This is a genomic window from Streptomyces sp. NPDC006733 (genome assembly GCF_040636125.1).
Taxonomy (GTDB): domain Bacteria; phylum Actinomycetota; class Actinomycetes; order Streptomycetales; family Streptomycetaceae; genus Actinacidiphila.
In genome coordinates, this window is record NZ_JBEYJD010000036.1 from 24988 (window position 1) to 47773 (window position 22786).

Genomic DNA, 22786 nt, shown 5'->3' on the forward strand with positions numbered 1-22786 from the left:
CCGGCCGGGGCGGGGCGGCGGACCGGGGCGACAGTCCCGGCCGCCGCCCCGCACTCGTGCCCGGACCCGTTCCAGGGGGAGCGTGCGGCTATTCGACGAGGCCGGCCAGCTTGCGCAGCGACTCGTTGAGGGCGGCGGTCGCCGAGTCCTTGAGCTTGCCCGCCATCATGGCGACGGCGGCGCCGGCGAAGCTGCTGTCGATCCGCACCTCGGTGGCGTCGCCGTCGGGGACCAGGGCGTAGCGCATGCTGAGGTTGACGCCCATCGGGCCCTTGCCCGCGATGGCCAGCACCCGCTCGGGCTCCAGGGCCTCGATGGTCCAGTTGACCTCGGCCGGGAAGCCCATCATCTTCATGTTCTCCTGGTAGGTGGCACCGGCCGCCAGCGGCGACGGGCCTCCGTTCGGGAAGCTGGTGTGGGTGGCGCTCCACTGGCCGTAGGACGCGAAGTCGGTCAGCTGCCTCCAGACCTTCTCGGCCGGGGCCGCGATGCGCGCCTGTGCGGAGACTTCGGCCATGCGATCACTCCTTGTGCGAAGCGCTGCGGCTCGCGCGCAGCGGCGGTGTCGCGGAACGTAGCCGCAGCCGCCCCAACATTCAATACTGATGAGGCATCAGAACTGACGGACCGTCAGGATGTTGTGCGCGCTGAATGCCGCCGCGGGCGCCCCCGAGGGACGAAGATCGGAGCCACGGGGGTCGCGCGAGCCATCAGGAGGAGACATGGACGAGGAACTGCCGGACCGGTTGCGCGCCGTGCCGGTGCTGGCCGGGCCCCTGCCGCCGTTCGACCCGGACGGCGCGGACCCCGCCCCCGGGCGCCAGTTCGCCCGCTGGCTGGACGAGGCGGTGGACGACGGAGTGCCCGAGCCCCACGTCATGACGCTCAGCACCGCCGACCGCGAGGGGCGCCCCTCCGCACGGGTCCTGATGCTGCGCGGCCTCGGCGCCGACGCGTGCACGTTCGTCTTCGCGTCCGCCGCGGGCAGCCACAAGGGGCACGACCTCGCCGCGAACCCGCACGCCGCGCTGAGCTGGTACTGGCCGCTCCAGGGCCGGCAGATCCGCGCCGCCGGCGCCGTCGAGGTGCTGGACGCCGACGTGGCGCGCGAGGACTTCCTCAGGCGCCGCGAGGCCTCCCGGATCGCGGGGTTCACCGGCCGGATGAGCGCCCCGCTGACCGACGCCGAGACGTACGACGCGGAGCGGCGGCGGGCCGCGGACGTGGTGGCGGCCGACCCCCGGGCCGTTCCCGCCGGCCACACCGTCTACCGGTTGCGGGCCGACGAGATGGAGTTCTTCCAGGGCGGCGAAGGCGCCTTCCATGTGCGGCTGCACTACGTTCGGCAGGGCGGGGAGTGGCGGCGCGGACTGCTCTGGCCGTGAGCGGGATGACGGATGTCAGCCGCTAACTGGACGAGAGCCCTGTCGCGAGCTGACATCATGGCCCGATGCATGCGTCTGTGGGGAGGAACGCGGGGCTGGGGCTCGCCCTGGCGTCGGCGTTCGCGTTCGGTGGTTCGGGGGTGGCGGCGAAGCCGTTGATCGAGGCGGGTCTCGACCCCCTCGACGTGGTCTGGCTGCGGGTGATGGGAGCGGCGCTCATCATGCTGCCGGTCGCGCTGCGCCACCGCGCCCTGCTGCGGCAGCGCCCCGGGCTGCTGGCCGGCTTCGGCCTGCTGGCCATCGCGGGCGTGCAGACGTTCTACTTCGCCGCGATATCCCGGATCCCGGTGGGCGTCGCGATCCTCGTCGAGTTCCTCGGGCCCGCCCTGCTGCTGGGCTGGGTGCGCTTCGTGCAGCGCCGCCCGGTGAGCCGCGCGGCGGCGATCGGGGTGGTGCTGGCGGTCGGCGGCATGGCCGCGGTGGTCGAGGTGTGGGCGGGGCTGGCCTTCGACGCCTTCGGCCTGCTGCTCGCCTTCGGCGCGGCCTGCTGCCAGGTCAGCTACTTCGTCCTGGCCGACCACGGCTCGGAGGGCGAGGACGCCCCCGACCCGATCGGCGTCATCGCCTTCGGCCTGCTGATCGGCGCCGCGGTGATGACGGTGGTCGCGCGGCCGTGGGGGATGGCCTGGGAGGTGCTGGGCCGGCAGGCCGCGCTCGGCGACAAGCAGGTGCCCGCGGTGCTGCTCGTCGGCTGGATCGTCCTGGTGGCGACGGTGGTCGCCTACCTGACCGGGGTGCTGGCCGTACGCAAGCTGACCCCGCAGGTCGCCGGGGTGGTCGCGTGCCTGGAGGCGGTCGTGGGGACCGTGTTCGCCTGGATCCTGCTCGGCGAGCACCTGGGCGTGCCGCAGATCATCGGCGGGACGCTGGTGCTGGCGGGCGCGTTCGTCGCCCAGACCACCACCCGCAGCGGCGGCAGCGCCCCGGTGGTCGAGCCGCTGCCGCAACCCGACCTGGTCTGACGTGGTCCGACCTGATCCGGCGTGGTCCGACCCGCTGTGACGTGGTGTGACCCGTGGTCCGGCCCGGTCCGGCGTCCGGCCTGGTCCGGCGTCCGGCCCGGTCCGAGGACGCGCCGGCCGTCCGCGGAGCGCGCGACGCCCGGATCCCGCCCCTCGGAACCGGCTTGTCGCACCGCGCCCGCGCCTCGTAGGCTGCGGATCATGCACCTCACCGTTCTGCCGCCGCCCGCCGCCTAAGCGGGCTGCCACCCCTCGGACGACCTCGGCTCGGGCCCGTACCCGAGCAGGTCGCGGCTGCCCGCACACGGGACCACGCGACCACCTCAAGTCCTCCGCGGGAGAACACTCGTGCCGTCTGTCCATGGCCACACCCCTGCCCCGTCCGTCGGACGGGGCCTGCTCTACGTCACCTTCGCCGCCACCGCCTGGGGGACCGCGGGCGGCGCCGCCGCCCTGCTCTTCGCGAGCAGCGGCCTCGGCCCCCTCGCCCTGACCTTCTGGCGCGCCGCCGGCGGGTTCGCGCTGCTGCTGATCGTCCGGCTGGTCCGCCACCGGCGCGGCGCCGACCGTCCCGCTGTCCGCAAGGAGCCCCGGCGGCGCGCGGTGCCGCGGGTCCTGGCCACCGGGATCGGCCTGACGGTCTTCCAGGCCGCCTACTTCGGCGCCGTCCACCTGACGGGACTGGCCGTCGCCACCGTCGTCACCCTGGGCGCGGGGCCGGTCATCATCGCCGTCGTCGCCCGGCTGACCATGGGCGAACGGCTCGGCCGCGGCGGCGCGGTGGCGGTCTGCGGCGCGCTGGCCGGGCTCGCGGTGCTCGTCCTGGGCAACGGCGGCGCTTCCGCCGCCCCGGCCGGGGTCGCCCTCGCGCTGCTGTCCGCGACCGGTTACGCCGCCATCACCCTGCTGACCCGCTGGATGGGCCGCGACGGCGACGGCGGCGACCCGTTCACGACCTCCCTGTGGTCCTTCGCGGTGTGCGCAGCGGTCCTGCTCCCGCTCGCCCTGGCGGAAGGGCTGTGGCCGAGCGGCGCGGAGCCGGTCCGCACCGCGTGGCTGCTGGTCTACCTGGCGTCCGTGCCGACGGCGCTCGCCTACGGGCTGTACTTCGCGGGCGCCGCGGTGGTCCGGTCGGCGACGGTCTCCGTCGTCGCGCTGATCGAACCGGTCTCCGCGGCGGTGCTGGCCGTCGCCGTCCTCGGCGAGCAGCTGACCGGGGCGACCGTCCTGGGCACCGTCATCCTGCTCGGCGCCGTGACGGGGCTGGGCCTGGAGGAGGCCCGGCTGGCCTCGGCCGGCCGCCGGGCGGCGGCGGCCGGCACGAGTTAGACCCCGCCGGTGGCGCCGGCCGCTCCGGCCGCGTCCGCCGCGCCGATCCCACCGGCCGCGCCGATCCCACCAGCCGCGTCGGCCGCCAGCCGGCGCAGCTGGTGGGCGCGGGCCGCCGCGTCGTGCGGGGCGGCCCGCTCCGCGAGGCGCTCGGCGTCCCGCTGCTGCATCTGCCGGGGCTTGTTGCCGCCGTACTTGAACTTCGCGCGGACCTCGGCCACCTCCAGCCGGATGCCGCGGATCCCGGGCAGCATCCGGCCGAACGGGGCCTGGCCGGGCGCGACGCGCGCGTAGTCGCCGGCCGGCTGGAAGTGCGCGAGCTGGCGGTGCAGCACGGCGGCCTTCTGCTCCTCGTCGTCGATGACGTGCGCCGTGCACAGCAGTTGGACGGCGGCGTAGAAGCTCGTCGGGGTGCCGTGCTCGGCGGGCGCGCCCTCGGGCGCGTGCCAGGGGCCGGGGATGAACGTGTAGTCGTCGACGACGCTCAGCGTCACCCGCGGGTTCGCCTCCAGGGCGGACCACAGCGGGTTGGGGCGGGCGAGGTGGGTGAACACCTCGTTGCGCCCGGCGTCGTAGGCGAAGTGCAGCGGCTGCACATGCGGCGGCTCGCCCGGCAGGCCGTTGACGGCCAGCTGGCCGAAGTCGTGCGCGGCCAGCCAGGTCTGCCACTCGGCGTCGTCCCGCGCCGCGTCCCAGGGGTGGATCAGCATGCCGGGCCCCTCAGGCGAGGTAGGCGGGCAGGGTGACGGCCGGGTCGAGGTCGTCGGCCGGAACGGGCGTGCCGTACGTCTTCGACACCGGCACGATCCCGGTCCAGTACGGCAGGCCGGCGTCCTCCGGCTCGTCGTTCGGGCCGCCGGTGCGCACCTTCGCCGATACCTCCAGCAGGTCGAGCCGGATCACGGTGGTCGCGGCCAGCTCCTTGGCGTTGGCCCGGCGCGAGTCGTCCGCGCGGCCGGCCACCACCTGCTCGACCAGTGCGTCCAGCGCCTCGGCGCGCTCGGCCGGGTCCGTGACCTGGTACGCGGTCCCGTGCACGACCACCGAGCGGTAGTTCATCGAGTGGTGGAACGCGGACCGCGCCAGCACGAGGGCGTCGAGGTGCGTGACGGTCAGGCAGACGGCCAGCCCCGGGTCCTTCGCGCCGCGCAGCGGCCGCGATCCGGTCGAACCGTGGACGTAGAGCCGCTCGCCGACCCGGCCGTAGAGGGTGGGCAGGACGACCGGGGCGCCGTCGCGGATGAACCCCAGGTGGCAGAGGTAGCCCTCGTCGAGGATCGCGTGCACGGTCTGACGGTCGTAGGCGGCGCGCTCCCGTATCCGGGTGGGGACGGTGCGCTCCGTCGCCTCGTACGAAGCGGCGGGGGCGGCGGCGGTGTCGGCCATGGCGGAATCCTTTGAACTAGTGCATAATCGGCTTTGTGCTAGGAGAGTATCGAATCATGGGCCGGGGCGCATCGGGTATCGCGGCCGACATCGAGCGGGCGGTGGGCGAGGGCGCGCTCAAGCCCGGCGCGGCGCTGCCGCCGCTGCGCGAGCTGGCTCAGGACCTGGACGTGAACCCGAACACGGTGGCCGCCGCCTACCGGCTGCTGCGCGACCGCGGGGTGATCGAGACGGCCGGGCGCCGCGGCAGCCGGGTGCGCCCGCGGCCCGCCACCACCTCGCGCGACCAGATCCGCATCGAGGTGCCGCCGGGCACGCGGGACATCTCCGACGGCAATCCGGACGTGACGCTGCTGCCGCCGCTCGGGCCCGCGTTCGCGGCGGCGGTCGCCCACAACGCCCAACGCCCGGCCCTCTACGGCGGACCGGCCGTCGACGCGCGGCTGGCCGCGCTCGCCCGCGCGGCCTTCGACCGCGACGGCGTGCCGGACGGCCCCGTCGGACTCACCTCCGGCTCGCTCGACGCCATCGAGCGCGTGCTCTCGGCCCATCTGCGGCCGGGTGACGCCGTGGCGGTCGAGGACCCGGGCTGGGGGAGCGTGCTGGACCTGGTGCCCGCGCTCGGGCTGCGCGCGGTCCCGGTCGGGGTCGACGACCAGGGCCCGGTCGTCGCGGACGTCGCACGGGCGCTGCTGGCCGGGGCGCGCGCCCTGGTGGTCACCGACCGCGGCCAGAACCCGACCGGGGCGGTGATCTCGGCGGACCGGGCCCGGGAGCTGCGCGAGGTGCTGGCGCGCCACCCGGAGGTGCTGGTGGTGGACGACGACCACGTGCACGGGCTGGTCGACCTGCCGCTGCACTGCCTGTCGGGCGTCACCACGCACTGGGCGCTGGTGCGCTCCACGGCCAAGGCGTACGGCCCGGACCTGCGGCTGGCGGTCTTCACCGGCGACAAGGTCACCGTCGACCGCGTACAGGGCCGCTACCGGCTGGGCGCCGGATGGGTCAGCCACCTGCTGCAGCGTGCCGTGGTGCACCTGTGGGAGTCGGGGGCGGTCGACCCGCGGGCGGTGGGGCGCTCCTACGGCCGGCGGCGCGACGCCCTGGTGCGGGCCCTCGCGGAACGCGGCATCGCCGCCCACGGGCGCAGCGGCATGAACGTCTGGGTGCCGGTCCCCGACGAGACCGGCGCCGTGGCCGGGCTGCTGCAGGCGGGCTGGGCCGCCGCGCCCGGCGCCCGCTTCCGCCTCGCGTCCGCGCCGGGTGTGCGGCTCACCGTCTCCGCCCTCGCCGACGCCGACATCGTGCCGCTCGCCGACGCGGTCGCACGGGTGGTGGGCGCGTCGGGCGGCGGGCGCTACGGCTGAGGCGCCCCGGAGGGGCGGCCGGTCCGCGGGCGGCGGGGGCGCAGCTGGGTGAGGGCGGCGCCCGCGAGGACGACGACCGCGCCGACCGGCTCGTTCCAGCCCAGCCGCTCGTGTAGCAGCAGGACCCCGGCGGCGGTCGCGACGACCGGGATCAGATAGGTCACCATCACGGCGATCGTCGGCCCCTTCTCGGCGACCAGGGCGTACTGGAGCAGGAACGCGATCCCGGTGCCGAGGGCGCCGAGCGCGACGACGGACAGCACGGGCAGGATCGGGAACGACTCCGGCACGGAGGTGAAGAACGGGGTGATCAGCGCGAGCTGGGCCGAGCCGAGCAGCAGCTGGCTGCTGGAGAGCGCCAGGTTGGAGGTGCCGGTCGCCGCCAGGGTGCGGCGCACGTACGCCCAGCCGACCGCGTAACTGGCCGCGGCGATCAGGGCCATGGCGGTGCCCGCCGGGTCCTGGCCGGAGAAGCCCTGCCAGGCGCCGAGGACGGTCAGCACGCCGAGGAAGCCGAGGCCGACACCGGCGAACCGCTGCCGCGTCGGCTTGTCCTCGGAGAGCGCGACGACCGAGACCACCATGCTCCACAGCGGGGTGGTGGCGTTGCAGATCCCCGCGAGCGTGGAGGGGATGGTCAGCTCGGCGTAGGCGAAGAGCGAGAACGGCAGGGCGTTGAGCAGCAGGGCGGCGACCGTCAGATGCAGCCAGGTGCGCCTGCCGCGCGGCAGCCGGTCGCGCTTGACGAGCAGGGTGGCCACCAGCACGGCCGTGCCGAAGACCATCCGGCCCAGGGTGACCTGCAGCGGCGCGAACGCCTCGGTGCCGACCTTGATGAACAGGAAGCTGAAGCCCCAGATGAGGCCCAGCAGGGCGAAGCGGATCCGCCAGTCCACCACGCGGCGGAGGGCCGGTGCCGGTGCCGGCTCCGGTATCGGGTCGGCGGCGGGGGAGGCAGGCCGGAGACCGGCGGGAACGCTCATGGGCCCACGATGCCCGATGTGACTCCGTAGAACAAGCGAGATTACGTACGCTGGAACGCGTAGAATCTCTTACATGTTGAACCTGGAGCGCCTGCGGATCCTGCAGGCCATCGCCACATACGGCTCGGTCAGCGCCGCCGCCGACGTCCTGCACGTGACGACGTCGGCCGTCTCCCAGCAGATGGCCAAGCTGGAGCGCGAGACCGGGCAGCAGATGCTGGCCAAGAACGGCCGCGGGGTCCGGCTCACCGACGCCGGACGGCTGCTCGCCGGGCACGCGGAGCGCATCCTGTCACTGGTCGAGCTGGCCCACTCGGACCTGGAGGCGCACCGGGGCGCGGCCGTCGGCGAGATCGTCCTGGGCGCGTTCCCGACCGCCGCCCGGGGGCTGCTGCCGGCGGCCCTCGCGACGCTGCGCCGGGACCACCCGCAACTGCGTCCCCGCATGCAGGAGATGGAGCCGGCCGACTCCGTGGCCCGGGTGGTGCGCGGTGACATGGACCTGGCCGTCGTCCTGGACTGGTACAACCGGCCGCTGTCGCTGCCGCCCGGCCTCGCCAAGGCGCCGCTGCTGGACGACATCGCCGACGTCGCGATGCCGGCGGACCACCCGCTCGCCGGCCGGGAGCAGATCGAGCTGGAGGACTTCGCGGACGACGACTGGGTCTCCTGGCCGGACGGCGAGTTCTGCCACGACTGGCTCATGTTCACCCTGCGCGGCAAGGGCATCGAGCCGCGCCTGTCGCACTCGGCCGAGGAACACCACACCCAGCTCGCCCTGGTCGCGGCCGGCCTCGGTGTCGCGGTCGCCCCCCGGCTGGGCCGCGGCCCGGTGCCCGGCGGCGTGAGCGTCGTCCCCGTCCGCCACACCATGCACCGCCACGTCTACGCGGTCTGGCGCGAGGACGCCGACCGCCGCCCGGCCATCCGTGCAGCGGTGGAAGCCCTGCAGTCCGCCGCCACATCGGCCCTCACCCCGAAGACGGCCTGACGCCCGCGCGGCGGTACGGCTCCGGCGCGGGCTGGTGGCGCGGCATGGATGACCCCGGTCAGGCCGGTGTGCGGGTGCACGTCTGCCGGACGGTCGGAACCGTGCGGGGAAGCACCGGGGTCAATCGTTGAGCGCACAACCAAGTGTGCGCACTGAGACGTCAGGTGCGCACGGGAATCGCCGTACTGGGTCCGTCCTGACGGGTGTCGACCGGTTTCGCCGCCCGGATTGCCCGCAGTTGCGAGGATTGTCAGCGCGGTGCGGCGAGCTGGGCGAGGCCCTCGGTGGCGATGCGCTCGAAGAGCTTGTGGTCGGCGGCGAAGTCCGAGTTCTCGATCGGCCAGTGGAGGACGATCTCGTCGATGCCCGCCTCCGCGTGCCGGCCGGCGAAGTCGGTGAAGGCGTCGAAGGAGTCCAGCGGGCGGTCCGGGGTGAACCCGGTGAGCATGATCCTGTCCAGTTCGGCGGGATCCCGGTGGATCGCCTCGCAGGCCGCGCCGAGCTTGGCGATCTGGCCGCGGACGGCCTCCAGCGACTGCTCGGGAGTGCCCGTCTCGAAGAGCTTGGGATCGCCGGTGGTGACCCAGGCCTGCCCGTGGCGCGCGGCCAGCTTCAGCCCGCGCGGCCCGGTCGCGGCCACCGCGAACGGCAGCCGGGGGCGCTGCACGCACCCGGGGATGTTGCGGACCTCGTGCGCGGAGTAGAACTCGCCCTCGTACGACACCACGTCGTTGCTGAGCAGCCGGTCGAGCAGCGGCACGAACTCCCCGAAGCGGTCCGCCCGCTCGCGCGGCGTCCAGGCGTCCTGGCCCAGCGCGGTGGCGTCGAACCCCGACCCGCCCGCGCCGATGCCCAGCGTGACGCGCCCGCCGCTGACGTCGTCGAGGGTGATGAGGTCCTTCGCCAGCGTCACCGGGTGCCGGAAGTTGGGTGACGTGACGAGCGTCCCGAGGCGCATGCGCTCGGTGGCCGCCGCGGCCGCGGTGAGGGTGGGGATCGCGCCGAACCAGGGGCCGTCCCGGAAGGTCCGCCAGGAGAGGTGGTCGTAGGTGTAGGCGGTGTGGAAGCCGAGCTCCTCGGCCCGCCGCCATACGTCCCGGCCCTCGGACCAGCGGTACACGGGAAGGATCACTGTACTCAGTCGCATGATCCCGAGCCTACGGTGCCGCGGGCGCCGCGCTGCTCGCCGCGGGGCCGGCGAGCAGGGCGGTCATCGTTTCCGCGGCTCGGACGGCCGCGTCCGCGCAGCAGTTGTTGAACAGGACGTGGACCTCCTCGGCCCGGTCCGCCAGGGCGCGGATGTCCGGGAGCCAGAACGTCAGCTCCTCGGTCGTGTAGCGGTGGCGGAAGCGGTCCTCCTTCGAGCCGGTGCCCCAGGCGCGGTTGCGGCCGTGGAAGCGCACCACCGCGAGGCGGCCGGTGGTGGCCGGGGTGACCGGGGGGATGGAGGTGGGGAGCGACTGTGCCATGTCCACGGCAACGGCAGCGGTGTCCAATTCGGCCAGCAGGCCGAAGGTGGCGTCGGCGTGCTCGTCGCGCCACCAGTCGGGGTGCCGGAACTCCACGGCCACGGGCCATCCCGCGGTGCGCTCGCGGCACTGGCGCAGGAACGACGCCGCCTGCTCGCCCGGGGCCAGCCACGGAGGGAACTGGAAGAGCAGGGTGCCCAGGCGGCCCGCCTGGCGCAGGGGTTCGAGGGCGCCGCTGAACCGGGTCCACACCTCGTCGAGCAGCCCGGGGTCCGGCTCCGGTCGGCTGCTCCTGCGGGGCAGGGCCGGCCGCAGGTCGGCGGGGAGCGACTCCGGCCGGGTGGGGTGCCCGGTGAGCAGCGAGAAGGCCTTCACATCGAACCGGAAAGCCTCCGGCGTCCGTTCGACCCACAGGAGGCTGTTGCGGGTGCTGGGCAGCGCGTAGTAGGTGGCGTCCACCTCCACCAGGGGGAAGCGGGAGGTGTAGTACCGCAGCCGGGCCTCCGCCGTGCGGTGGCCCGGTGGGTACCAGCCGCTGGACAGGAGTTGCTTGTCCGTCCAGGAACACGCTCCGACGCGAATCTCACCCATGGCCCCCGCCTGCCCCGGCCCGGTGCGCCGATTCCCTCGCGGACGATCGCCCTACGGGTGGCCGGGGGCGTTCGCGAGGCGGTCGAGCCATTCGGTCAGCAGGACCGTCTCGGCGACGCTGAGCGTGCGGTCGGGCGAACGGCGCAGCAAGGCGCTGAGCCGGCTCGCGGTCGATTGCAGCTGTGTGTCGTCCGGGCCGCTCGCGGAGGTGTCCGGGGCGGGGCGGGGGGTGAGCGCGTCCGGGGTGAGGACGGAGGCGTGGACGGCGTCCCGGACGCGGTGCGAGGTGCTGCGGTCGGTGAAGGTCGAGGGCCGGGCGACGAGCATCAGGGCGACGCCGACGTTGGCCGACATGACGATCTGCGCGGCCAGTTCCGGGGCGAGGCGCAGCTTGCCCAGTGCCGCCGCCCGCTCCAGGTCCCGGGTGAGGATCTGGTGGGACTCCAGCGCCGCGGCCGGGGTGGTGCGCATGGCGGGGGAGTTCATCAGCCGGTACAGGTTCGGGTTCCGCAGGGCGAACTCGACGTGGCTGTCCCAGCCGTCGCGCAGGTCCTGGACGGGGTCGTCGCCGGCGGCGTGCTGCCGCTTCGCCGCCAGGTACCGGTCGAAGCCGTGGTCGACGACGGCCGACAGCAGGCCCTCCTTGTCCCCGAAGTACCGGTAGAGGGCCGGGGCCCCCACCTGCGCGGCCTCGCACACCGCCCGCGTGGACACGTCCCCGTCCGGGGACTCGGCGACCAGGTCGGCCGCCACCTGGAGGATGCGCGCTCGGGTGTTCACGACCGGGACGCTATCAAGGATGGCGTAGCGCCGCTACGTAGGGCGGAGCGCGGTCCGGTCGGGGCCATGGGTCCTCCGGTCGCCGGGGCGGGCGGGTGCTCCGGTCAGACGATGCCGCCGTTGGCCCGCAGGACCTGGCCCGGTCGCGTCCTCGTGACCCGGCAACAGCAACGCCAACAGCCTGACCGTATCGACGCTACCCCGCACCGTAGCGACGTTACGCCGTGTCCCGCGTAAGCCGTGGCCAAGGCCGTCCGCCGCCCACCTGCTGTGATACCCGCCGACAGTCGGGTAGGCATCCCCGTATGCCCGAAGAGGAAAGCAACAGCACCCGCCGCTGCCTGGTCACCGGAGCCACCGGATACATCGGCGGCCGGCTCGTGCCCGAGCTGCTCGACGCCGGATACACCGTCCGCTGCCTGGCCCGCACGCCCGAGAAGCTCCGCGACTACCCGTGGGTCGACCGCGTCGAGACGGTGCGCGGCGACGTCACCGACGCGGACTCGCTGCGCCCCGCCCTGGAGGGCGTGCACACCGCGTACTACCTGGTGCACGCGCTGGGCACCGGGCGCGGCTTCGAGGAGACCGACCGCCGTGCCGCCCGGCTCTTCGCCGAGCAGGCGCGCGCCGCCGGGGTGCGGCGCATCGTCTACCTGGGCGGTCTGACGCCGAGCGGGGTCCCGGAGTCGGAGCTCTCCCCGCACCTGCGGTCCCGCGCCGAGGTGGGGCACATCCTGCTCGACTCGGGGGTGCCCACCGCGGTCCTGCGGGCCGCGGTGATCATCGGATCCGGTTCGGCCTCGTTCGAGATGCTGCGCTACCTCACCGAGCGGCTGCCGCTGATGATCACCCCGAGCTGGGTCAGGACCCGCATCCAGCCGATCGCCGTGCGTGACGTGCTGCGCTGCCTCGTCGGCGCCGCCGACCTGCCGCCCGACGTGAGCCGGGCCTTCGACATCGGGGGCCCGGACGTCCTCACCTACCGCGGGATGATGCGCCATTACGCGGCCGTCGCCGGGCTCCCGCGGCGGGTGATCCTCCCCGTGCCCGTCCTGACGCCGACCCTGTCGAGCCACTGGATCGGGCTGGTCACCCCGGTGCCGCGCTCCATCGCCCGCCCGCTCACCGAGTCGCTGCGGCACGAGGTGGTCTGCGCGGAGAACGACCTGGTGCGCTACGTGCCCGACCCGCCCACCGGCCGGATCGGGTTCGACGAGTCGGTGCGCCTGGCGCTCAAGCGGCTGCGGGACGCCGACGTCCCGACCCGCTGGTCGTCCGCCGCGGTGCCCGGCGCCCCCAGCGACCCGCTGCCCACGGACCCCGACTGGGCCGGCGGCAGCCTGTACACCGACCGGCGCGAACGCACGGTGGACGCCCCGCCGGCGGCCCTGTGGCGGGTGATCGAGGGCATCGGCGGCGCCAACGGCTGGTACTCCTTCCCGCTCGCCTGGGCCGTGCGGGGCTGGCTGGACCGGCTGGTCGGCGGCGTCGGACTGCGCCGGGGCCGCCGGGACGCCGCGAGGCTGCGGGTGGGGGACTCGCTGGACTTCTGGCGGGTCGAGGTGATCGAACCGGGCAGCCTGCTGCGGCTGCGCGCCGAGATGCGGCTGCCCGGCCTCGCCTGGCTGGAGCTGTCGGTGGACCGCGACGACGCGGGCGCCACCCTCTTCCGCCAGCGCGCGCTGTTCCATCCGCAGGGGCTGGGCGGCCAGCTCTACTGGTGGAGCGTGGCGCCGTTCCACTCGGTGGTCTTCGGCGGTATGGCCCGCAACATCGCGCGGGCGGCGGAACGGGAGCCCGCCACGCCACCCGCCGCCCGGTGACGGCCCCCGCCCACCGGTGGGGCCGCCGGCGACCCGCTGATGCCGCCCCCGGGGCGGCGCGGTCAGATCTTGCTGAAGTCCCAGGAGGCCATCCGCTCCGGCGTCAGCCGCAGCCAGGCGTGGCGGCCGTCGTGCGGCATGGTGTCGAGCCCGAAGTTCTTGGCCGGGAAGAGCCGCTCGGGGGTCTCCAGTTCCGGGACGGGCTCGCCGGTGCGCGGCGCCTCGCCGACGAACTCGACGGTGCCGGAGAGCTCGACGCCGCGCAGCTCCCCGTACTCGACGCCGTCGTCGACCACGACGGAGACACGCGGATCGCGCAGCAGGTCGGTCCAGCGCTGGCTGCGGACGATGGAGTAGAGCCACAGCGACGTGCCGTCCCAGACGAACCACAGGGCGCCGACGTGCGGCCGGCCGTCCTTGGAGACGGTCGCCACGCGGCAGGTGCGCTGCTCCGCGAGAAAGGCGTCGACCTCGTGCGGGGTCATCATGATCCTGCGGCCCCGCCGCTGAGTGGCGGCCATGAGTCGAGCACCTCCTTGAATCTGACTATGTGTCAGAAATAATGGGGGACGGCGGCGCGGCCGTCCAGTGGTGCACGAGTGTGCCGCATGCGCCGCGCCCTCTTCCCGGCGGTGCCCCCTTCCTGGCTGACGGTTCGTCAGCTACGGTCGCTGCGTGGTCATCCGAAGCGGTCCGTCGTACGAGGGGGCAGTCATGGCGCCGAGCGACCGGCTGAGGGAGCTGCTGGACCCGGCGGTCACCGCCGTGCTGACCGTCGAGTGCCAGCGCGGCGTCGTCGGGCCCGACAGCGCGCTGCCGGAGCTCGCCGCCGAGGCGCGGGACTCCGGGGCGCTGGGCAACGTGGCCCGGCTGGTCGGCGGCGCCCACGAGGTGGGCGCCGCCGTCCTGCACGCCATCGCCGAGCGCCGCCCGGACGGGCGCGGTGCCAACCGCAACGCGCGGCTCTTCCGCGCCGCCGGGCGGCTGCCCGTGCAGCAGTTGGCCGGCACGCCCGCCGTGCGGCTCGCCGACGGGATACCGCTCGCCGACAGCGACCTGGTCGTACGGCGGCTGCACGGCCTGTCGCCGATCGCCGGGACCGACGTGGACGCGCTGCTGCGCAACCTGGGCTGCCGCACCCTGGTCGTCACCGGGGTCTCCGCGAACATCGCGATCCCCAACGCCGTCTTCGACGCCGTCAACCTCGGCTACCAGGTGGTGGTTCCCGCCGATGCCATCGCGGGGGTGCCCCGCGAGTACACCGAGGCCGTCGTCCGCCACACCCTCGCGCTCGTCTCGACGGTCAGCGCCACCGACGACATCCTGGCCTGCTGGAAGCGGCCGGAGCCGCCCTCCGGAGAGCGGTAGCCGCCACGGTCGCGGCGCGGCGGCCCCGCCCGCGGCGGTCAGCCCAGCTGCAACGATCCGCCCGCGACGTCGACCTTGGCGGCGGGCAGCGGCTTGGTCGCCGGGCCCGCGCTGACGCTGCCGTCCGCGATGCTGAACTTGCTGCCGTGGCACGGGCAGTTGATGGTGCCGTCCGCCACCTCGCTGACCGCGCAGCCCTGGTGGGTGCAGATCGCCGAGAACGCCTTGAAGTCACCGGCGGTCGGCTGGGTGACGACGACTTTCTTGTCCGCGAAGATCTTCCCGCCGCCCACCGGGATGTCCGCGGTCTTGGCCAGCGCCTCGCCGCCGCCCCCGGCCGGGTCGGAGGCGGCCGGCGCCGAGGAGTCGCCCGGCGCCGAGGCCGCCGGGGTCGTGCCCGCCGGGGTGTCACTGGCCTTCGGATCCGATCCGCCGCACGCGCTCAGGGCGGCGATGAGACCCACGCCGCCCGCCGCGGCGACCATCGTGCGGCGGGTGGGAGCTGCGGGAATACCGGAGGTGTCGGTCATGTGGCACTTCCTGTCGGTCGACAATCCGGGTGGCGGGGAGGAGCCACCCGGAGGGCGTGATGCCGCGCCCGTCCCGTCATACGCAGGGATCCGGCGGTGCGTTCAACGCCGCGCGGGAATTCCGGCTGATGGCCCAACCGGCCGCCCGCCGGGCCGACCCGCCGGCGACCTGCCCGGCCGCTTGCGGGACGGCCCCCCGCCCGCCCGTCCGCCCGCGGATCCCGCCGCCCTGCGCAGCGCCAGTAGCCTGGTGCGATGCTCACAGAAGTAACGGGGATCCGGTACGTGACCCCCCTGCGCGAGGGCGGCTCGGTGCCGGGAGTGGTCGAGGCCGACGACCTCGGGACGTACGTCGTGAAGTTCACCGGCGCCGCACAGGGCCGCAAGGCGCTGGTCGCCGAGATCGTGGCGGGCGAGCTGGCCCGCCGGCTCGGGCTGCGCGTCCCGGAACTCGTCCGGTTCCAGTTCGACCCGGTGATCGGGCTCGGCGAGCCCGACGCCGAGATCCAGGACCTGCTCAAGTCCAGCGGCGGCCTCAACCTCGGGATGGACTTCCTGCCGGGCTCGCTCGGGTTCGACCCGCTGGCCTTCGGGATCGACCCGGTCGAGGCGGGCCGCATCGTCTGGTTCGACGCCCTGATCGGCAACGTGGACCGGTCCTGGCGCAACCCCAACCTGCTCATCTGGCACAAGGACCTGTGGCTCATCGACCACGGGGCCTCACTGATCTGGCACCACAACTGGAAGACCGCCGAGCAGGCGTCGGCGAAGCCGTACGACGCCGCCGACCACGCGCTGTCCCGCTTCTCGCCCGACCCGGCCGCCGCCGCGGCCGAGCTGGCGCCCCGGGTCACCGAGGAGCTGCTGTGCGAGGTCACCGCGCTGGTGCCCGACGAGTGGCTGGCCGACGAGCCCGGCTTCGAGGGCCCCGACGAGGTGCGCAGGGCGTACGAGCGGGTGCTGCTCGCCCGCGCGCTCGACGTCCACGAGCGGATCGTCCTCGTGGCCGGGCCGAAACCCCAGCAGGACGCGCCGGAATGGCTGCGCCCCTGGGTGGACGGGAAGGCCGCGAAGTGAGCGGGTACCGCGGCAGTGGCCGTGACGTGTTCGAGTACGCGCTGGTACGCGTCGTCCCGCGGATCGAGCGCGGCGAGATGATCAACGCGGGGGTGCTGGTCTACTGCCGCGCCCGGTCCTTCGTCGGCGCCCGGATCCACCTGGACGAGGCGCGGCTGCGCTGTCTGGACGAGAAGGCGGACGTCGAAGGGGTGCGCGCCGCGCTGCGCGGCTACGAGGGCGTCTGCGAGGGCGGGGAGCGGGCCGGACAGGCGGCCGGGGACGATCCGGGACGGCGTTTCCGCTGGCTCACGGCACCGCGCAGCACGGTGGTGCAGCCCGGCCCGATCCACACCGGGCTGACCGCGGACCCCGAGGCCGAGGTGGACCGGCTGCTCGGCCTCCTGGTGCGCTGACGGGCGCACCGGCAGGGAAGGCGCTTTCGGGTGCGGTGCCGGGTGTGCTGCCGGGTGCGCTGAAACACACTCGGGAGGGGTTCCGTTGACAGCCGGTCACTGGGCTCCTACGGTTTCGACAACTAACCTACTAAGCGGTTGCTCATGTGCCGAGTCCGTGCGGGATTCCGCGTGGCGCCGTATCTGAGGGCAAGGGAGACTGCATGTCCACGACCGAGCAGCGCGTCGCGATCGTGACCGGGGCCGCGCGCGGCATCGGCGCCGCCACCGCCAAGCGGCTGGCGGCCGAGGGCCGCGCCGTCGCCGTACTCGACCTCGACGAGAACGCCTGCAAGGAGACCGTCGCGCAGATCACGGCGGACGGCGGCAAGGCGCTCGCGGTCGGCTGCGACGTGTCGGACGAGGCGCAGGTCGAGGCGGCGGTCGCCCGGGTCGCGGAGGAGCTGGGCGCGCCGACCATCCTGGTGAACAACGCGGGGGTGCTCCGCGACAACCTGCTGTTCAAGATGAGCGCGACCGACTGGGACACCGTCATGAACGTGCACCTGCGGGGTGCCTTCCTGATGTCCCGCGCGGTGCAGAAGCACATGGTGGCGGCCAAGTTCGGCCGGATCGTCAACCTGTCGTCGAGCTCCGCGCTCGGCAACCGCGGCCAGGTCAACTACTCGGCCGCCAAGGCCGGCCTCCAGGGCTTCACCAAGACGCTGGCCTTCGAGCTCGGCAAGTTCGGCGTCACCGCCAACGCCGTGGCACCCGGCTTCATCGTGACCGACATGACGGCCGCCACGGCCGAGCGGATCGGCATGGGCTTCGAGGAGTTCCAGGCCGCCGCCGCGACCCAGATCCCCGTCCAGCGGGTCGGCAACCCGGACGACATCGCCAACGCGATCGCCTTCTTCACCGGTGAGCAGGCCGGCTTCGTCTCCGGCCAGGTCCTGTACGTGGCCGGCGGCCCGCTCAACTGACGCGCATCGGAGACCTGAGCACCATGACACGTGAGATTCGCACCGACACCGGCAAGGTCGCCCTCGTCACCGGCGCCAGCCGCGGCATCGGCTACGGCATCGCCGAGGCCCTCGTGGCCCGCGGCGACCGGGTCTGCATCACCGGCCGCAACGAGGACGCCCTCAAGGAGGCCGTCGAGAAGCTCGGCGCCGACCGGGTGATCGGCGTGGCCGGCAAGGCCCACGACGAGGCCCACCAGGCCGTCGCCGTCGAGCGCACCATGGAGGCGTTCGGCCGCGTCGACTACCTGGCGAACAACGCCGGCACCAACCCGGTCTTCGGCCCGATCGCGGAGCTCGACCTGAACGTCGCGCGCAAGGTCTTCGAGACCAACGTGATCTCCGCGCTCGGCTTCGCGCAGCAGACCTGGAAGGCCTGGCAGAAGGAGAACGGCGGGGCGATCGTCAACATCGCCTCGGTCGCCGGCCTCGCACCGTCGCCCTTCATCGGCGCCTACGGCATCAGCAAGGCCGCCATGGTCAACCTGACGCTGCAGCTCGCCTCGGAGATGGCGCCGGGGGTGCGGGTGAACTCCATCGCCCCCGCGGTCGTCAAGACCAAGTTCGCCGCGGCGCTCTACGAGGGCCGCGAGGAGGAGGCCGCGGCGGGCTATCCGCTCAAGCGGCTCGGGGTGCCGGAGGACATCGGCGCCGCCGCCGCGTTCCTGCTGTCCGAGGGGGCGGGCTGGATCACCGGCCAGACCCTCGTCGCGGACGGCGGGCTCTTCCTGCACGCGGGCGTCGCCTGAGCTTCGCCGGCGAGCCGGGTCCGGGCCTCGGCCCGGGCCCGGCTCTCGCCGTTCCACCCCCGGCGGGGCGCCGTTCCCGGTCCCGGGGAGCGCGTTGTCAGTGGCTCCCGGTACGTTCGCAGTTCCAGCAACGGATCGTGTACCGGAGGTTCCTGACGTGCCCAGCATGCTGCCCGACTCCTGGCAGGACGTCCTCGGCGAGGAGTTGGACAAGCCGTACTTCCAGCAGCTCACCGAGTTCGTCGAGACCGAGCGGGCCACGCACAAGATCTTCCCGCCCCGGGACGAGGTCTTCGCGGCTCTGGACGCCACGCCGTTCGACCGGGTGAAGGTGCTGGTCCTCGGCCAGGACCCGTACCACGGCGAGGGCCAGGGGCACGGGCTGTGCTTCTCGGTGCGGCCGGGCGTCAGGACCCCGCCGTCGCTGCGCAACATCTTCAAGGAGATGAAGGAGGAGCTCGGCCACCCGGTGCCGGACAACGGCTACTTGATGCCGTGGGCCGAGCAGGGTGTCCTGCTGCTCAACGCGGTGCTGACGGTGCGGGAGGGCGAGGCCAACTCGCACAAGGGCAAGGGCTGGGAGAAGTTCACCGACGCGGTGATCAAGGCAGTCTCCGACCGGTCGGACCCGGCGGTGTTCGTGCTGTGGGGCAACTACGCGAAGAAGAAGCTCCCGCTGATCGACACGGAGCGGCATGCGGTGATCCAGGGCGCGCACCCCTCGCCGCTGTCCGCGAAGCTCTTCCTCGGCAGCCGCCCCTTCACGCAGATCGACGACGCGGTCAAGGCGCAGGGCCACGACCCGATCGACTGGCGGGTGCCGAACCTCGGCGCCGGCGCCTGACCGGGCTCGCCACCGGACGGGGCTCCGTACCGGACGGGGCTCCCCGTTCGACCACGCTCCGCGCCTGACCCGGTTTCGCGGACCCGGCGGCTAGCGTCGTCAGGGATCGGCGGGAACGGGACGCACGCGGGGCGCAGGAGGCGGCAGTGACGGAGCGGGACGAGGGCTGGTGGTCCGGCCAGGACGCGGTCATGACGCGGATCGGCCAGGTCATGATGCTGCTGCACGGCGGCGACCGCGAAGAGGCCAGGGCCCGCTTCGGCCGGCTGTGGGAGGAGATCGGCGAGGACGGCGATCCCCTCCACCGCTGCACGCTGGCGCACTTCATGGCCGACACCCAGGACGATCCCGAGGACGAACTGGAGTGGGACCTCAGAGCCCTTCGGGCGGCGGACGGCTGCGGCGACGAACGGGCCGGCCGCCGTCCGTCGCCCGCCGTGCGGGGGTTCTACCCGTCACTGCACCTGAACCTCGCCGCCGACTACCTCAAGGTCGGCGAGCGGGAGCTGGCGCGCAACCACCTGGTCCGCGCGAGGGACGCCTCCGGGGTGCTCGGAGACGACGCGTACGGCGACGGCCTGCGGGCCGCGATCGGGCGGATGGAGCTGCGGATGGACGGCTCCGGTCACCGGCCGTAGGCCTCGTGGCAGATCCGGGACGCGTCGCTGTCCTTGGCCCAGCCGCCGTAGGTCTCGCCCAGCGCGCAGACCCCCGCTCCGCCCGGCAGCGACGCCGGAGGGCGGGGGGCCGCGGTGGCCTTCGCGGCCGGTGCGGCGTCGCGGCCGGACGGGGCCGCGGGCGGGTGCGCCCGCCGGTGGTGCCGGGCGCGTTCGGTCGGCGCGGAGGCGGCGGTCGGCGGCCCGGCGTCCGGCTCCGCCGTCACGGTCGCGAGCGACTGCAGGTCCGGCTCCTGGACGTCCGTCCGGTCCCGCGTGAGGGGGAGGGCAGGCAACGGCGGCGCCGTCGAGGGCCCGGGGTCGGGCTGCGGGGGCACCGAGGTACACCCGGTGACGGCCGAGGCCGCCGCAATGAGCATGACTGCTGCAAATCGACGCATTCGGGCAACTCTGCCGGTCGGCGGCGCCCCTGGGTATTCCCCGCAGGGGTGACGCGCAGTGACACCGCTGACGGGCGGCCCGCGCCGCCCCCGTATGCTGCCTGAGCGGATCGGACCCTCCGTCGCGGCGAGAACGGCGCACCCGTGCGCAGCGGCGCCGGCGGGCGGGGTCCCGCGACATGGCAGCGGCAGAACGGGAGAGGCACATGGGATCCGGCAACGCCCCGCTGAAGATCGGGGTGATCGGCCTCGGTGACATCGCCCAGAAGGCGTACCTCCCGGTGCTCGCCTCACTGCCGGGGATCGACGTGCATCTGCACACCCGCACCCCCGCCACCCTGGACCGGGTCGGCGACGCCCTGCGGCTGCCGCACCGGCACACCTCCCTGGACGCCCTGATCGGGCAGGGGCTCGACGCGGCCTTCGTGCACGCGCCCACCGACCGGCACGTCGAGATCACCGAAGCGCTGATCGAGGCCGGCGTCCCGGCCTATGTCGACAAGCCGTTCGCGCCCGACCTCGCCGGGGCGCGCCACCTCGTCGACCTCGCCGAGCGGCGCCGGGTCAGCCTGATGGCCGGCTTCAACCGCCGCTACGCGCCGGGCTACACCCAGTGCGCGGACCACCCGCGCGACCTGATCCTGATGCAGAAGAACCGGGTCGGGCTCGCCGAGGCGCCCCGCCCCGTGGTCTTCGACGACTTCATCCACGTCGTCGACACCCTGCGCTACCTCGCGCCCGGTCCCGTCGAGCACACCGACGTCCGCGCCAAGGTCCGCGACGGACTGCTGCACCACGTCGTGCTGCAGCTGTCCGGCGCCGGGTTCACCGCCATCGGCACGATGAACCGGATGAGCGGCTCCACCGAGGAGATCCTCGAAGTGAGCGGCGACGACACCAAGCGGCAGGTCCTCAACCTCGCCGAGGTCATCGACCACAAGGGCCAGCCCACGCTGCGCCGCCGCGGCGACTGGGTCCCGGTCGCCCGCCAGCGCGGCATCGAGCAGATCATCCTGGCCTTCCTGGACGCGGTGCGCAGCGGCAAGCTGCTCGACGCCCAGGACGCGCTGCGCACCCACGAGCTGTGCGAGCGGATCGTCACCTCGATCGGCGAGCAGACCGCCTGACGCGCAGCGAGACCTCGTAGCCCGCGGCCACCACGACGAGCGCCAGCGCGAGGTGCGGCACCCAGTCGCCGAACCGGACGTACGGGCTGCGGCCCTGCGACAGCGGCACCTGGTACACCGCCGCCGTGCCGGCGCTGGTGCCCAGCCACGAGCCCACCGGCCGCCCCTGGCCGTCGTAGACCGCGCTCACGCCGGTCAGGGTGGCGTGCATCATCGGACGCCAGGTCTCCGCCGCCCGCAGCGCGGCCAGCGAGGCGTGCTGCGGCGGCGCCCAGCTGCCCTGGAACGACGAGGTGGACGACTCCGCGACCAGCAGCTGCGCCCCGCTGTCGACCAGCTTCCGGCTCATGTCGGGGAAGGCCGACTCGAAGCACACCAGCGGCCCGAAGCGCAGCTGCCCGGTGGTCATGACCACCGGGTGGTCGCCGCGCCGCCGGTCCTCGCCCGCCGCCTTGCCGACCGAGGTGGCCCAGCCGAGCATCGAGCGGAACGGGATGTACTCGCCGAACGGCACCAGGCGCATCTTGTCGTAGCTCTCGCCGGTGACCCCGCCCGCGCCCACCAGCACCGACGTCTTGGAGATGCCGCGCCCGTCGGCCCGCTGCGCGTCCACGTTCACCAGGACGTCCGCGTCGACCTCCCGGGCGAGCGCGGCGAGCCGGTCGGCGAGGTCCGGCCGGGACGACAGGTCGAAGCCGACGCTGCTCTCGCCCCACACGACCAGGTCCACCCGCTGCCCCGCGAGCGTGCGGGTCAGCTGCTCCTCGCGGTCGAACCGCTCCTGGGCGCCCTCGATCACCCCCGGCTGCACCACCGCGATCCGCACCGAACCGGTCCGCTCCGGCACCGGCGCGCCCAGCCACACGGCGGTCGTGCCGACCGCGGCGGCGGCGAGCGCGGCTGCGGCCGGGGCGCGGACCGCGGGCACCGCGATCAGCACGGCCACCGCCGTGTTCACCAGCACGACCAGCGCGCTGATCAGCCAGACCCCGCCGATCGAGGCCAGCCGCAGGGCCGGCGCGACCTGCCACTGGCTGGCCCCCAGCAGCCCCCACGGGCCGCCCAGGTACTGCCAGGAGCGCACCAGCTCGACCATCAGCCAGCCGCACGGGGCCAGCACCAGGGCGGCGGCCACGTGCCGCGCGTCGGGGCGGCCGCCCAGCGTCCGGCGCAGCAGCCATCCCCACGGCGCCCAGAAGGCCCCCAGCAGCAGGGCCAGGACGACGATGAAGACGTTCAGGCTCGGGAAGAGCCAGTGGTGCACCGCGAGCATGAAGCCCGCCCCGCCCAGCCAGCCGTCGAGCGCGGCGCGGCGCCCGGTCGGCGCCGAGCGCGCGAGCAGGATCCACGGCACCAGCGCCACGTAGGCCAGCCACCACAGGGACAGCGCGGGAAACGCCAGCGCGGGCAGGGCGCCGGCCGCGGCCGCGGCCAGGCCGCGCACCCAGGGTGAGGTCAGGCGGGATACCTGCCGGTCGGCTGTCACCGTCATACCCGCTCCCTTGTGAG

At 74.0% G+C, this 22786-nt stretch carries 25 protein-coding genes; 14 read left to right on the forward strand and 11 right to left on the reverse strand.

Features of this window, described 5'->3' with window-relative positions; all coding sequences use genetic code 11:
• Positions 1 to 88: 88 nt before the first annotated feature.
• The gene (locus tag ABZ721_RS28510) at positions 89 to 517 is read right to left on the reverse strand and encodes an SRPBCC family protein (RefSeq protein WP_358791598.1); all 429 of its coding nucleotides are present in this window, start codon (positions 515 to 517) and stop codon (positions 89 to 91) included.
• Between the two features lie 205 nt (positions 518 to 722).
• Between ABZ721_RS28510 and ABZ721_RS28515 the strand changes: the two genes are divergently transcribed.
• The 3 genes from ABZ721_RS28515 (at position 723) to ABZ721_RS28525 (ending at position 3736) form a co-directional block, all read left to right on the forward strand.
• Entirely contained in the window at positions 723 to 1385 is a 663-nt protein-coding gene (locus ABZ721_RS28515; RefSeq protein ID WP_358791599.1) for a pyridoxal 5'-phosphate synthase, read from the forward strand.
• Between the two features lie 65 nt (positions 1386 to 1450).
• Positions 1451 to 2407, forward strand: coding sequence for an EamA family transporter (locus tag ABZ721_RS28520; RefSeq protein ID WP_358791600.1), 957 nt, complete (start codon positions 1451 to 1453; stop codon positions 2405 to 2407).
• 348 nt (positions 2408 to 2755) lie between these two features.
• Positions 2756 to 3736, forward strand: a complete 981-nt coding sequence (locus ABZ721_RS28525; protein ID WP_358791601.1) for an EamA family transporter — start codon at positions 2756 to 2758, stop codon at positions 3734 to 3736.
• Here the strand turns inward: ABZ721_RS28525 and ABZ721_RS28530 are convergent.
• Positions 3733 to 4446 carry an FMN-binding negative transcriptional regulator gene (locus ABZ721_RS28530; RefSeq protein WP_358791602.1) on the reverse strand — a complete coding sequence of 238 codons (714 nt, stop codon included), beginning with the start codon at positions 4444 to 4446 and terminating at the stop codon, positions 3733 to 3735. The genes ABZ721_RS28525 and ABZ721_RS28530 overlap by 4 nt on opposite strands.
• Before the next feature lie 10 nt (positions 4447 to 4456).
• On the reverse strand, positions 4457 to 5122 hold the full coding sequence (locus ABZ721_RS28535; RefSeq protein ID WP_358791603.1) for a pyridoxamine 5'-phosphate oxidase family protein: 666 nt from the start codon (positions 5120 to 5122) through the stop codon (positions 4457 to 4459).
• A 35-nt stretch (positions 5123 to 5157) separates the two neighbouring features.
• On the opposite strand from ABZ721_RS28535, the gene ABZ721_RS28540 reads away from it, so the two are divergent.
• Positions 5158 to 6489, forward strand: a complete 1332-nt coding sequence (locus ABZ721_RS28540; protein WP_358791604.1) for an aminotransferase class I/II-fold pyridoxal phosphate-dependent enzyme — start codon at positions 5158 to 5160, stop codon at positions 6487 to 6489.
• Here ABZ721_RS28540 and ABZ721_RS28545 read toward each other — a convergent pair.
• Positions 6480 to 7472 carry a DMT family transporter gene (locus ABZ721_RS28545; protein WP_358791605.1) on the reverse strand — a complete coding sequence of 331 codons (993 nt, stop codon included), beginning with the start codon at positions 7470 to 7472 and terminating at the stop codon, positions 6480 to 6482. The genes ABZ721_RS28540 and ABZ721_RS28545 overlap by 10 nt on opposite strands.
• Before the next feature lie 73 nt (positions 7473 to 7545).
• Between ABZ721_RS28545 and ABZ721_RS28550 the strand changes: the two genes are divergently transcribed.
• Positions 7546 to 8463 carry a LysR family transcriptional regulator gene (locus ABZ721_RS28550; protein ID WP_358791606.1) on the forward strand — a complete coding sequence of 306 codons (918 nt, stop codon included), beginning with the start codon at positions 7546 to 7548 and terminating at the stop codon, positions 8461 to 8463.
• Positions 8464 to 8713: 250 nt separating this feature from the next.
• Here ABZ721_RS28550 and ABZ721_RS28555 read toward each other — a convergent pair whose 3' ends face one another.
• The 3 genes from ABZ721_RS28555 to ABZ721_RS28565 are packed head-to-tail and all read right to left on the reverse strand — an operon-like array spanning position 8714 to position 11303.
• Positions 8714 to 9610: an LLM class flavin-dependent oxidoreductase gene (locus ABZ721_RS28555; RefSeq protein ID WP_358791607.1), complete on the reverse strand. Its 897-nt coding sequence runs from the start codon at positions 9608 to 9610 to the stop codon at positions 8714 to 8716.
• Between the two features lie 10 nt (positions 9611 to 9620).
• Entirely contained in the window at positions 9621 to 10523 is a 903-nt protein-coding gene (locus tag ABZ721_RS28560; RefSeq protein ID WP_358791608.1) for a DUF72 domain-containing protein, read from the reverse strand.
• A 51-nt stretch (positions 10524 to 10574) separates the two neighbouring features.
• The gene (locus ABZ721_RS28565) at positions 10575 to 11303 is read right to left on the reverse strand and encodes a TetR/AcrR family transcriptional regulator (RefSeq protein WP_358791609.1); all 729 of its coding nucleotides are present in this window, start codon (positions 11301 to 11303) and stop codon (positions 10575 to 10577) included.
• 305 nt (positions 11304 to 11608) lie between these two features.
• On the opposite strand from ABZ721_RS28565, the gene ABZ721_RS28570 reads away from it, so the two are divergent.
• A complete protein-coding gene (locus ABZ721_RS28570) occupies positions 11609 to 13126 on the forward strand; it encodes an SDR family oxidoreductase (RefSeq protein ID WP_358791610.1) in 1518 nt (505 codons plus the stop codon).
• A gap of 62 nt (positions 13127 to 13188) precedes the next feature.
• On the opposite strand, the gene ABZ721_RS28575 is transcribed toward ABZ721_RS28570, so the two are convergent.
• The gene (locus tag ABZ721_RS28575) at positions 13189 to 13647 is read right to left on the reverse strand and encodes a pyridoxamine 5'-phosphate oxidase family protein (protein ID WP_358791611.1); all 459 of its coding nucleotides are present in this window, start codon (positions 13645 to 13647) and stop codon (positions 13189 to 13191) included.
• A 193-nt stretch (positions 13648 to 13840) separates the two neighbouring features.
• Between ABZ721_RS28575 and ABZ721_RS28580 the strand changes: the two genes are divergently transcribed.
• On the forward strand, positions 13841 to 14494 hold the full coding sequence (locus tag ABZ721_RS28580; RefSeq protein WP_358791612.1) for an isochorismatase family cysteine hydrolase: 654 nt from the start codon (positions 13841 to 13843) through the stop codon (positions 14492 to 14494).
• Between the two features lie 38 nt (positions 14495 to 14532).
• On the opposite strand, the gene ABZ721_RS28585 is transcribed toward ABZ721_RS28580, so the two are convergent.
• Positions 14533 to 15024 (reverse strand): Rieske 2Fe-2S domain-containing protein, encoded by a 492-nt coding sequence (locus tag ABZ721_RS28585; RefSeq protein ID WP_358791613.1) that lies wholly within the window; start codon positions 15022 to 15024, stop codon positions 14533 to 14535.
• A gap of 255 nt (positions 15025 to 15279) precedes the next feature.
• Between ABZ721_RS28585 and ABZ721_RS28590 the strand changes: the two genes are divergently transcribed.
• From ABZ721_RS28590 to ABZ721_RS28615, 6 genes are all read left to right on the forward strand, one after another.
• The gene (locus tag ABZ721_RS28590; protein WP_358791614.1) at positions 15280 to 16101 is read left to right on the forward strand and encodes a HipA family kinase; all 822 of its coding nucleotides are present in this window, start codon (positions 15280 to 15282) and stop codon (positions 16099 to 16101) included.
• Positions 16062 to 16496, forward strand: a complete 435-nt coding sequence (locus ABZ721_RS28595; protein WP_358791615.1) for a DUF3037 domain-containing protein — start codon at positions 16062 to 16064, stop codon at positions 16494 to 16496. Before ABZ721_RS28590 ends, ABZ721_RS28595 begins: the two co-directional genes overlap by 40 nt.
• A gap of 203 nt (positions 16497 to 16699) precedes the next feature.
• Positions 16700 to 17461 (forward strand): 3-oxoacyl-ACP reductase FabG, encoded by a 762-nt coding sequence (fabG, locus tag ABZ721_RS28600; RefSeq protein WP_358791616.1) that lies wholly within the window; start codon positions 16700 to 16702, stop codon positions 17459 to 17461.
• Between the two features lie 23 nt (positions 17462 to 17484).
• On the forward strand, positions 17485 to 18249 hold the full coding sequence (locus ABZ721_RS28605) for an SDR family oxidoreductase (RefSeq protein ID WP_358791617.1): 765 nt from the start codon (positions 17485 to 17487) through the stop codon (positions 18247 to 18249).
• Between the two features lie 157 nt (positions 18250 to 18406).
• Positions 18407 to 19093: a uracil-DNA glycosylase gene (gene ung / locus ABZ721_RS28610; RefSeq protein ID WP_358791618.1), complete on the forward strand. Its 687-nt coding sequence runs from the start codon at positions 18407 to 18409 to the stop codon at positions 19091 to 19093.
• A gap of 191 nt (positions 19094 to 19284) precedes the next feature.
• Positions 19285 to 19731 carry a hypothetical protein gene (locus tag ABZ721_RS28615; RefSeq protein ID WP_358791667.1) on the forward strand — a complete coding sequence of 149 codons (447 nt, stop codon included), beginning with the start codon at positions 19285 to 19287 and terminating at the stop codon, positions 19729 to 19731.
• On the opposite strand, the gene ABZ721_RS28620 is transcribed toward ABZ721_RS28615, so the two are convergent.
• On the reverse strand, positions 19719 to 20045 hold the full coding sequence (locus ABZ721_RS28620) for a hypothetical protein (RefSeq protein WP_358791619.1): 327 nt from the start codon (positions 20043 to 20045) through the stop codon (positions 19719 to 19721). The two genes, ABZ721_RS28615 and ABZ721_RS28620, sit on opposite strands and share 13 nt — an antisense overlap.
• 332 nt (positions 20046 to 20377) lie before the next feature.
• Between ABZ721_RS28620 and ABZ721_RS28625 the strand changes: the two genes are divergently transcribed.
• Positions 20378 to 21277 carry a Gfo/Idh/MocA family oxidoreductase gene (locus ABZ721_RS28625; RefSeq protein WP_358791668.1) on the forward strand — a complete coding sequence of 300 codons (900 nt, stop codon included), beginning with the start codon at positions 20378 to 20380 and terminating at the stop codon, positions 21275 to 21277.
• Here ABZ721_RS28625 and lnt read toward each other — a convergent pair.
• Positions 21249 to 22769, reverse strand: coding sequence for an apolipoprotein N-acyltransferase (gene lnt / locus ABZ721_RS28630; protein ID WP_358791620.1), 1521 nt, complete (start codon positions 22767 to 22769; stop codon positions 21249 to 21251). The genes ABZ721_RS28625 and lnt overlap by 29 nt on opposite strands.
• Positions 22770 to 22786: the final 17 nt, after the last annotated feature.

Excerpts from the sequence above, each read along its gene's own strand:
- ABZ721_RS28605 (WP_358791617.1), top strand. The coding sequence starts at position 17,485 with ATGACACGTGAGATTCGCACCGACACCGGCAAGGTCGCCCTCGTCACC.
- ABZ721_RS28570 (WP_358791610.1), top strand. The coding sequence starts at position 11,609 with ATGCCCGAAGAGGAAAGCAACAGCACCCGCCGCTGCCTGGTCACCGGA.
- ABZ721_RS28595 (WP_358791615.1), top strand. The coding sequence starts at position 16,062 with ATGGCTGCGCCCCTGGGTGGACGGGAAGGCCGCGAAGTGAGCGGGTAC.
- ABZ721_RS28615 (WP_358791667.1), top strand. The coding sequence starts at position 19,285 with ATGACGCGGATCGGCCAGGTCATGATGCTGCTGCACGGCGGCGACCGC.
- ABZ721_RS28545 (WP_358791605.1), bottom strand. The coding sequence starts at position 7,472 with ATGAGCGTTCCCGCCGGTCTCCGGCCTGCCTCCCCCGCCGCCGACCCG.
- ABZ721_RS28510 (WP_358791598.1), bottom strand. The coding sequence starts at position 517 with ATGGCCGAAGTCTCCGCACAGGCGCGCATCGCGGCCCCGGCCGAGAAG.
- ABZ721_RS28550 (WP_358791606.1), top strand. The coding sequence starts at position 7,546 with ATGTTGAACCTGGAGCGCCTGCGGATCCTGCAGGCCATCGCCACATAC.
- ABZ721_RS28575 (WP_358791611.1), bottom strand. The coding sequence starts at position 13,647 with ATGGCCGCCACTCAGCGGCGGGGCCGCAGGATCATGATGACCCCGCAC.
- ABZ721_RS28535 (WP_358791603.1), bottom strand. The coding sequence starts at position 5,122 with ATGGCCGACACCGCCGCCGCCCCCGCCGCTTCGTACGAGGCGACGGAG.
- ABZ721_RS28515 (WP_358791599.1), top strand. The coding sequence starts at position 723 with ATGGACGAGGAACTGCCGGACCGGTTGCGCGCCGTGCCGGTGCTGGCC.
- ABZ721_RS28590 (WP_358791614.1), top strand. The coding sequence starts at position 15,280 with ATGCTCACAGAAGTAACGGGGATCCGGTACGTGACCCCCCTGCGCGAG.
- lnt (WP_358791620.1), bottom strand. The coding sequence starts at position 22,769 with ATGACGGTGACAGCCGACCGGCAGGTATCCCGCCTGACCTCACCCTGG.
- ABZ721_RS28560 (WP_358791608.1), bottom strand. The coding sequence starts at position 10,523 with ATGGGTGAGATTCGCGTCGGAGCGTGTTCCTGGACGGACAAGCAACTC.
- ABZ721_RS28555 (WP_358791607.1), bottom strand. The coding sequence starts at position 9,610 with ATGCGACTGAGTACAGTGATCCTTCCCGTGTACCGCTGGTCCGAGGGC.
- ABZ721_RS28580 (WP_358791612.1), top strand. The coding sequence starts at position 13,841 with ATGGCGCCGAGCGACCGGCTGAGGGAGCTGCTGGACCCGGCGGTCACC.
- fabG (WP_358791616.1), top strand. The coding sequence starts at position 16,700 with ATGTCCACGACCGAGCAGCGCGTCGCGATCGTGACCGGGGCCGCGCGC.
- ABZ721_RS28585 (WP_358791613.1), bottom strand. The coding sequence starts at position 15,024 with ATGACCGACACCTCCGGTATTCCCGCAGCTCCCACCCGCCGCACGATG.
- ABZ721_RS28520 (WP_358791600.1), top strand. The coding sequence starts at position 1,451 with ATGCATGCGTCTGTGGGGAGGAACGCGGGGCTGGGGCTCGCCCTGGCG.
- ABZ721_RS28530 (WP_358791602.1), bottom strand. The coding sequence starts at position 4,446 with ATGCTGATCCACCCCTGGGACGCGGCGCGGGACGACGCCGAGTGGCAG.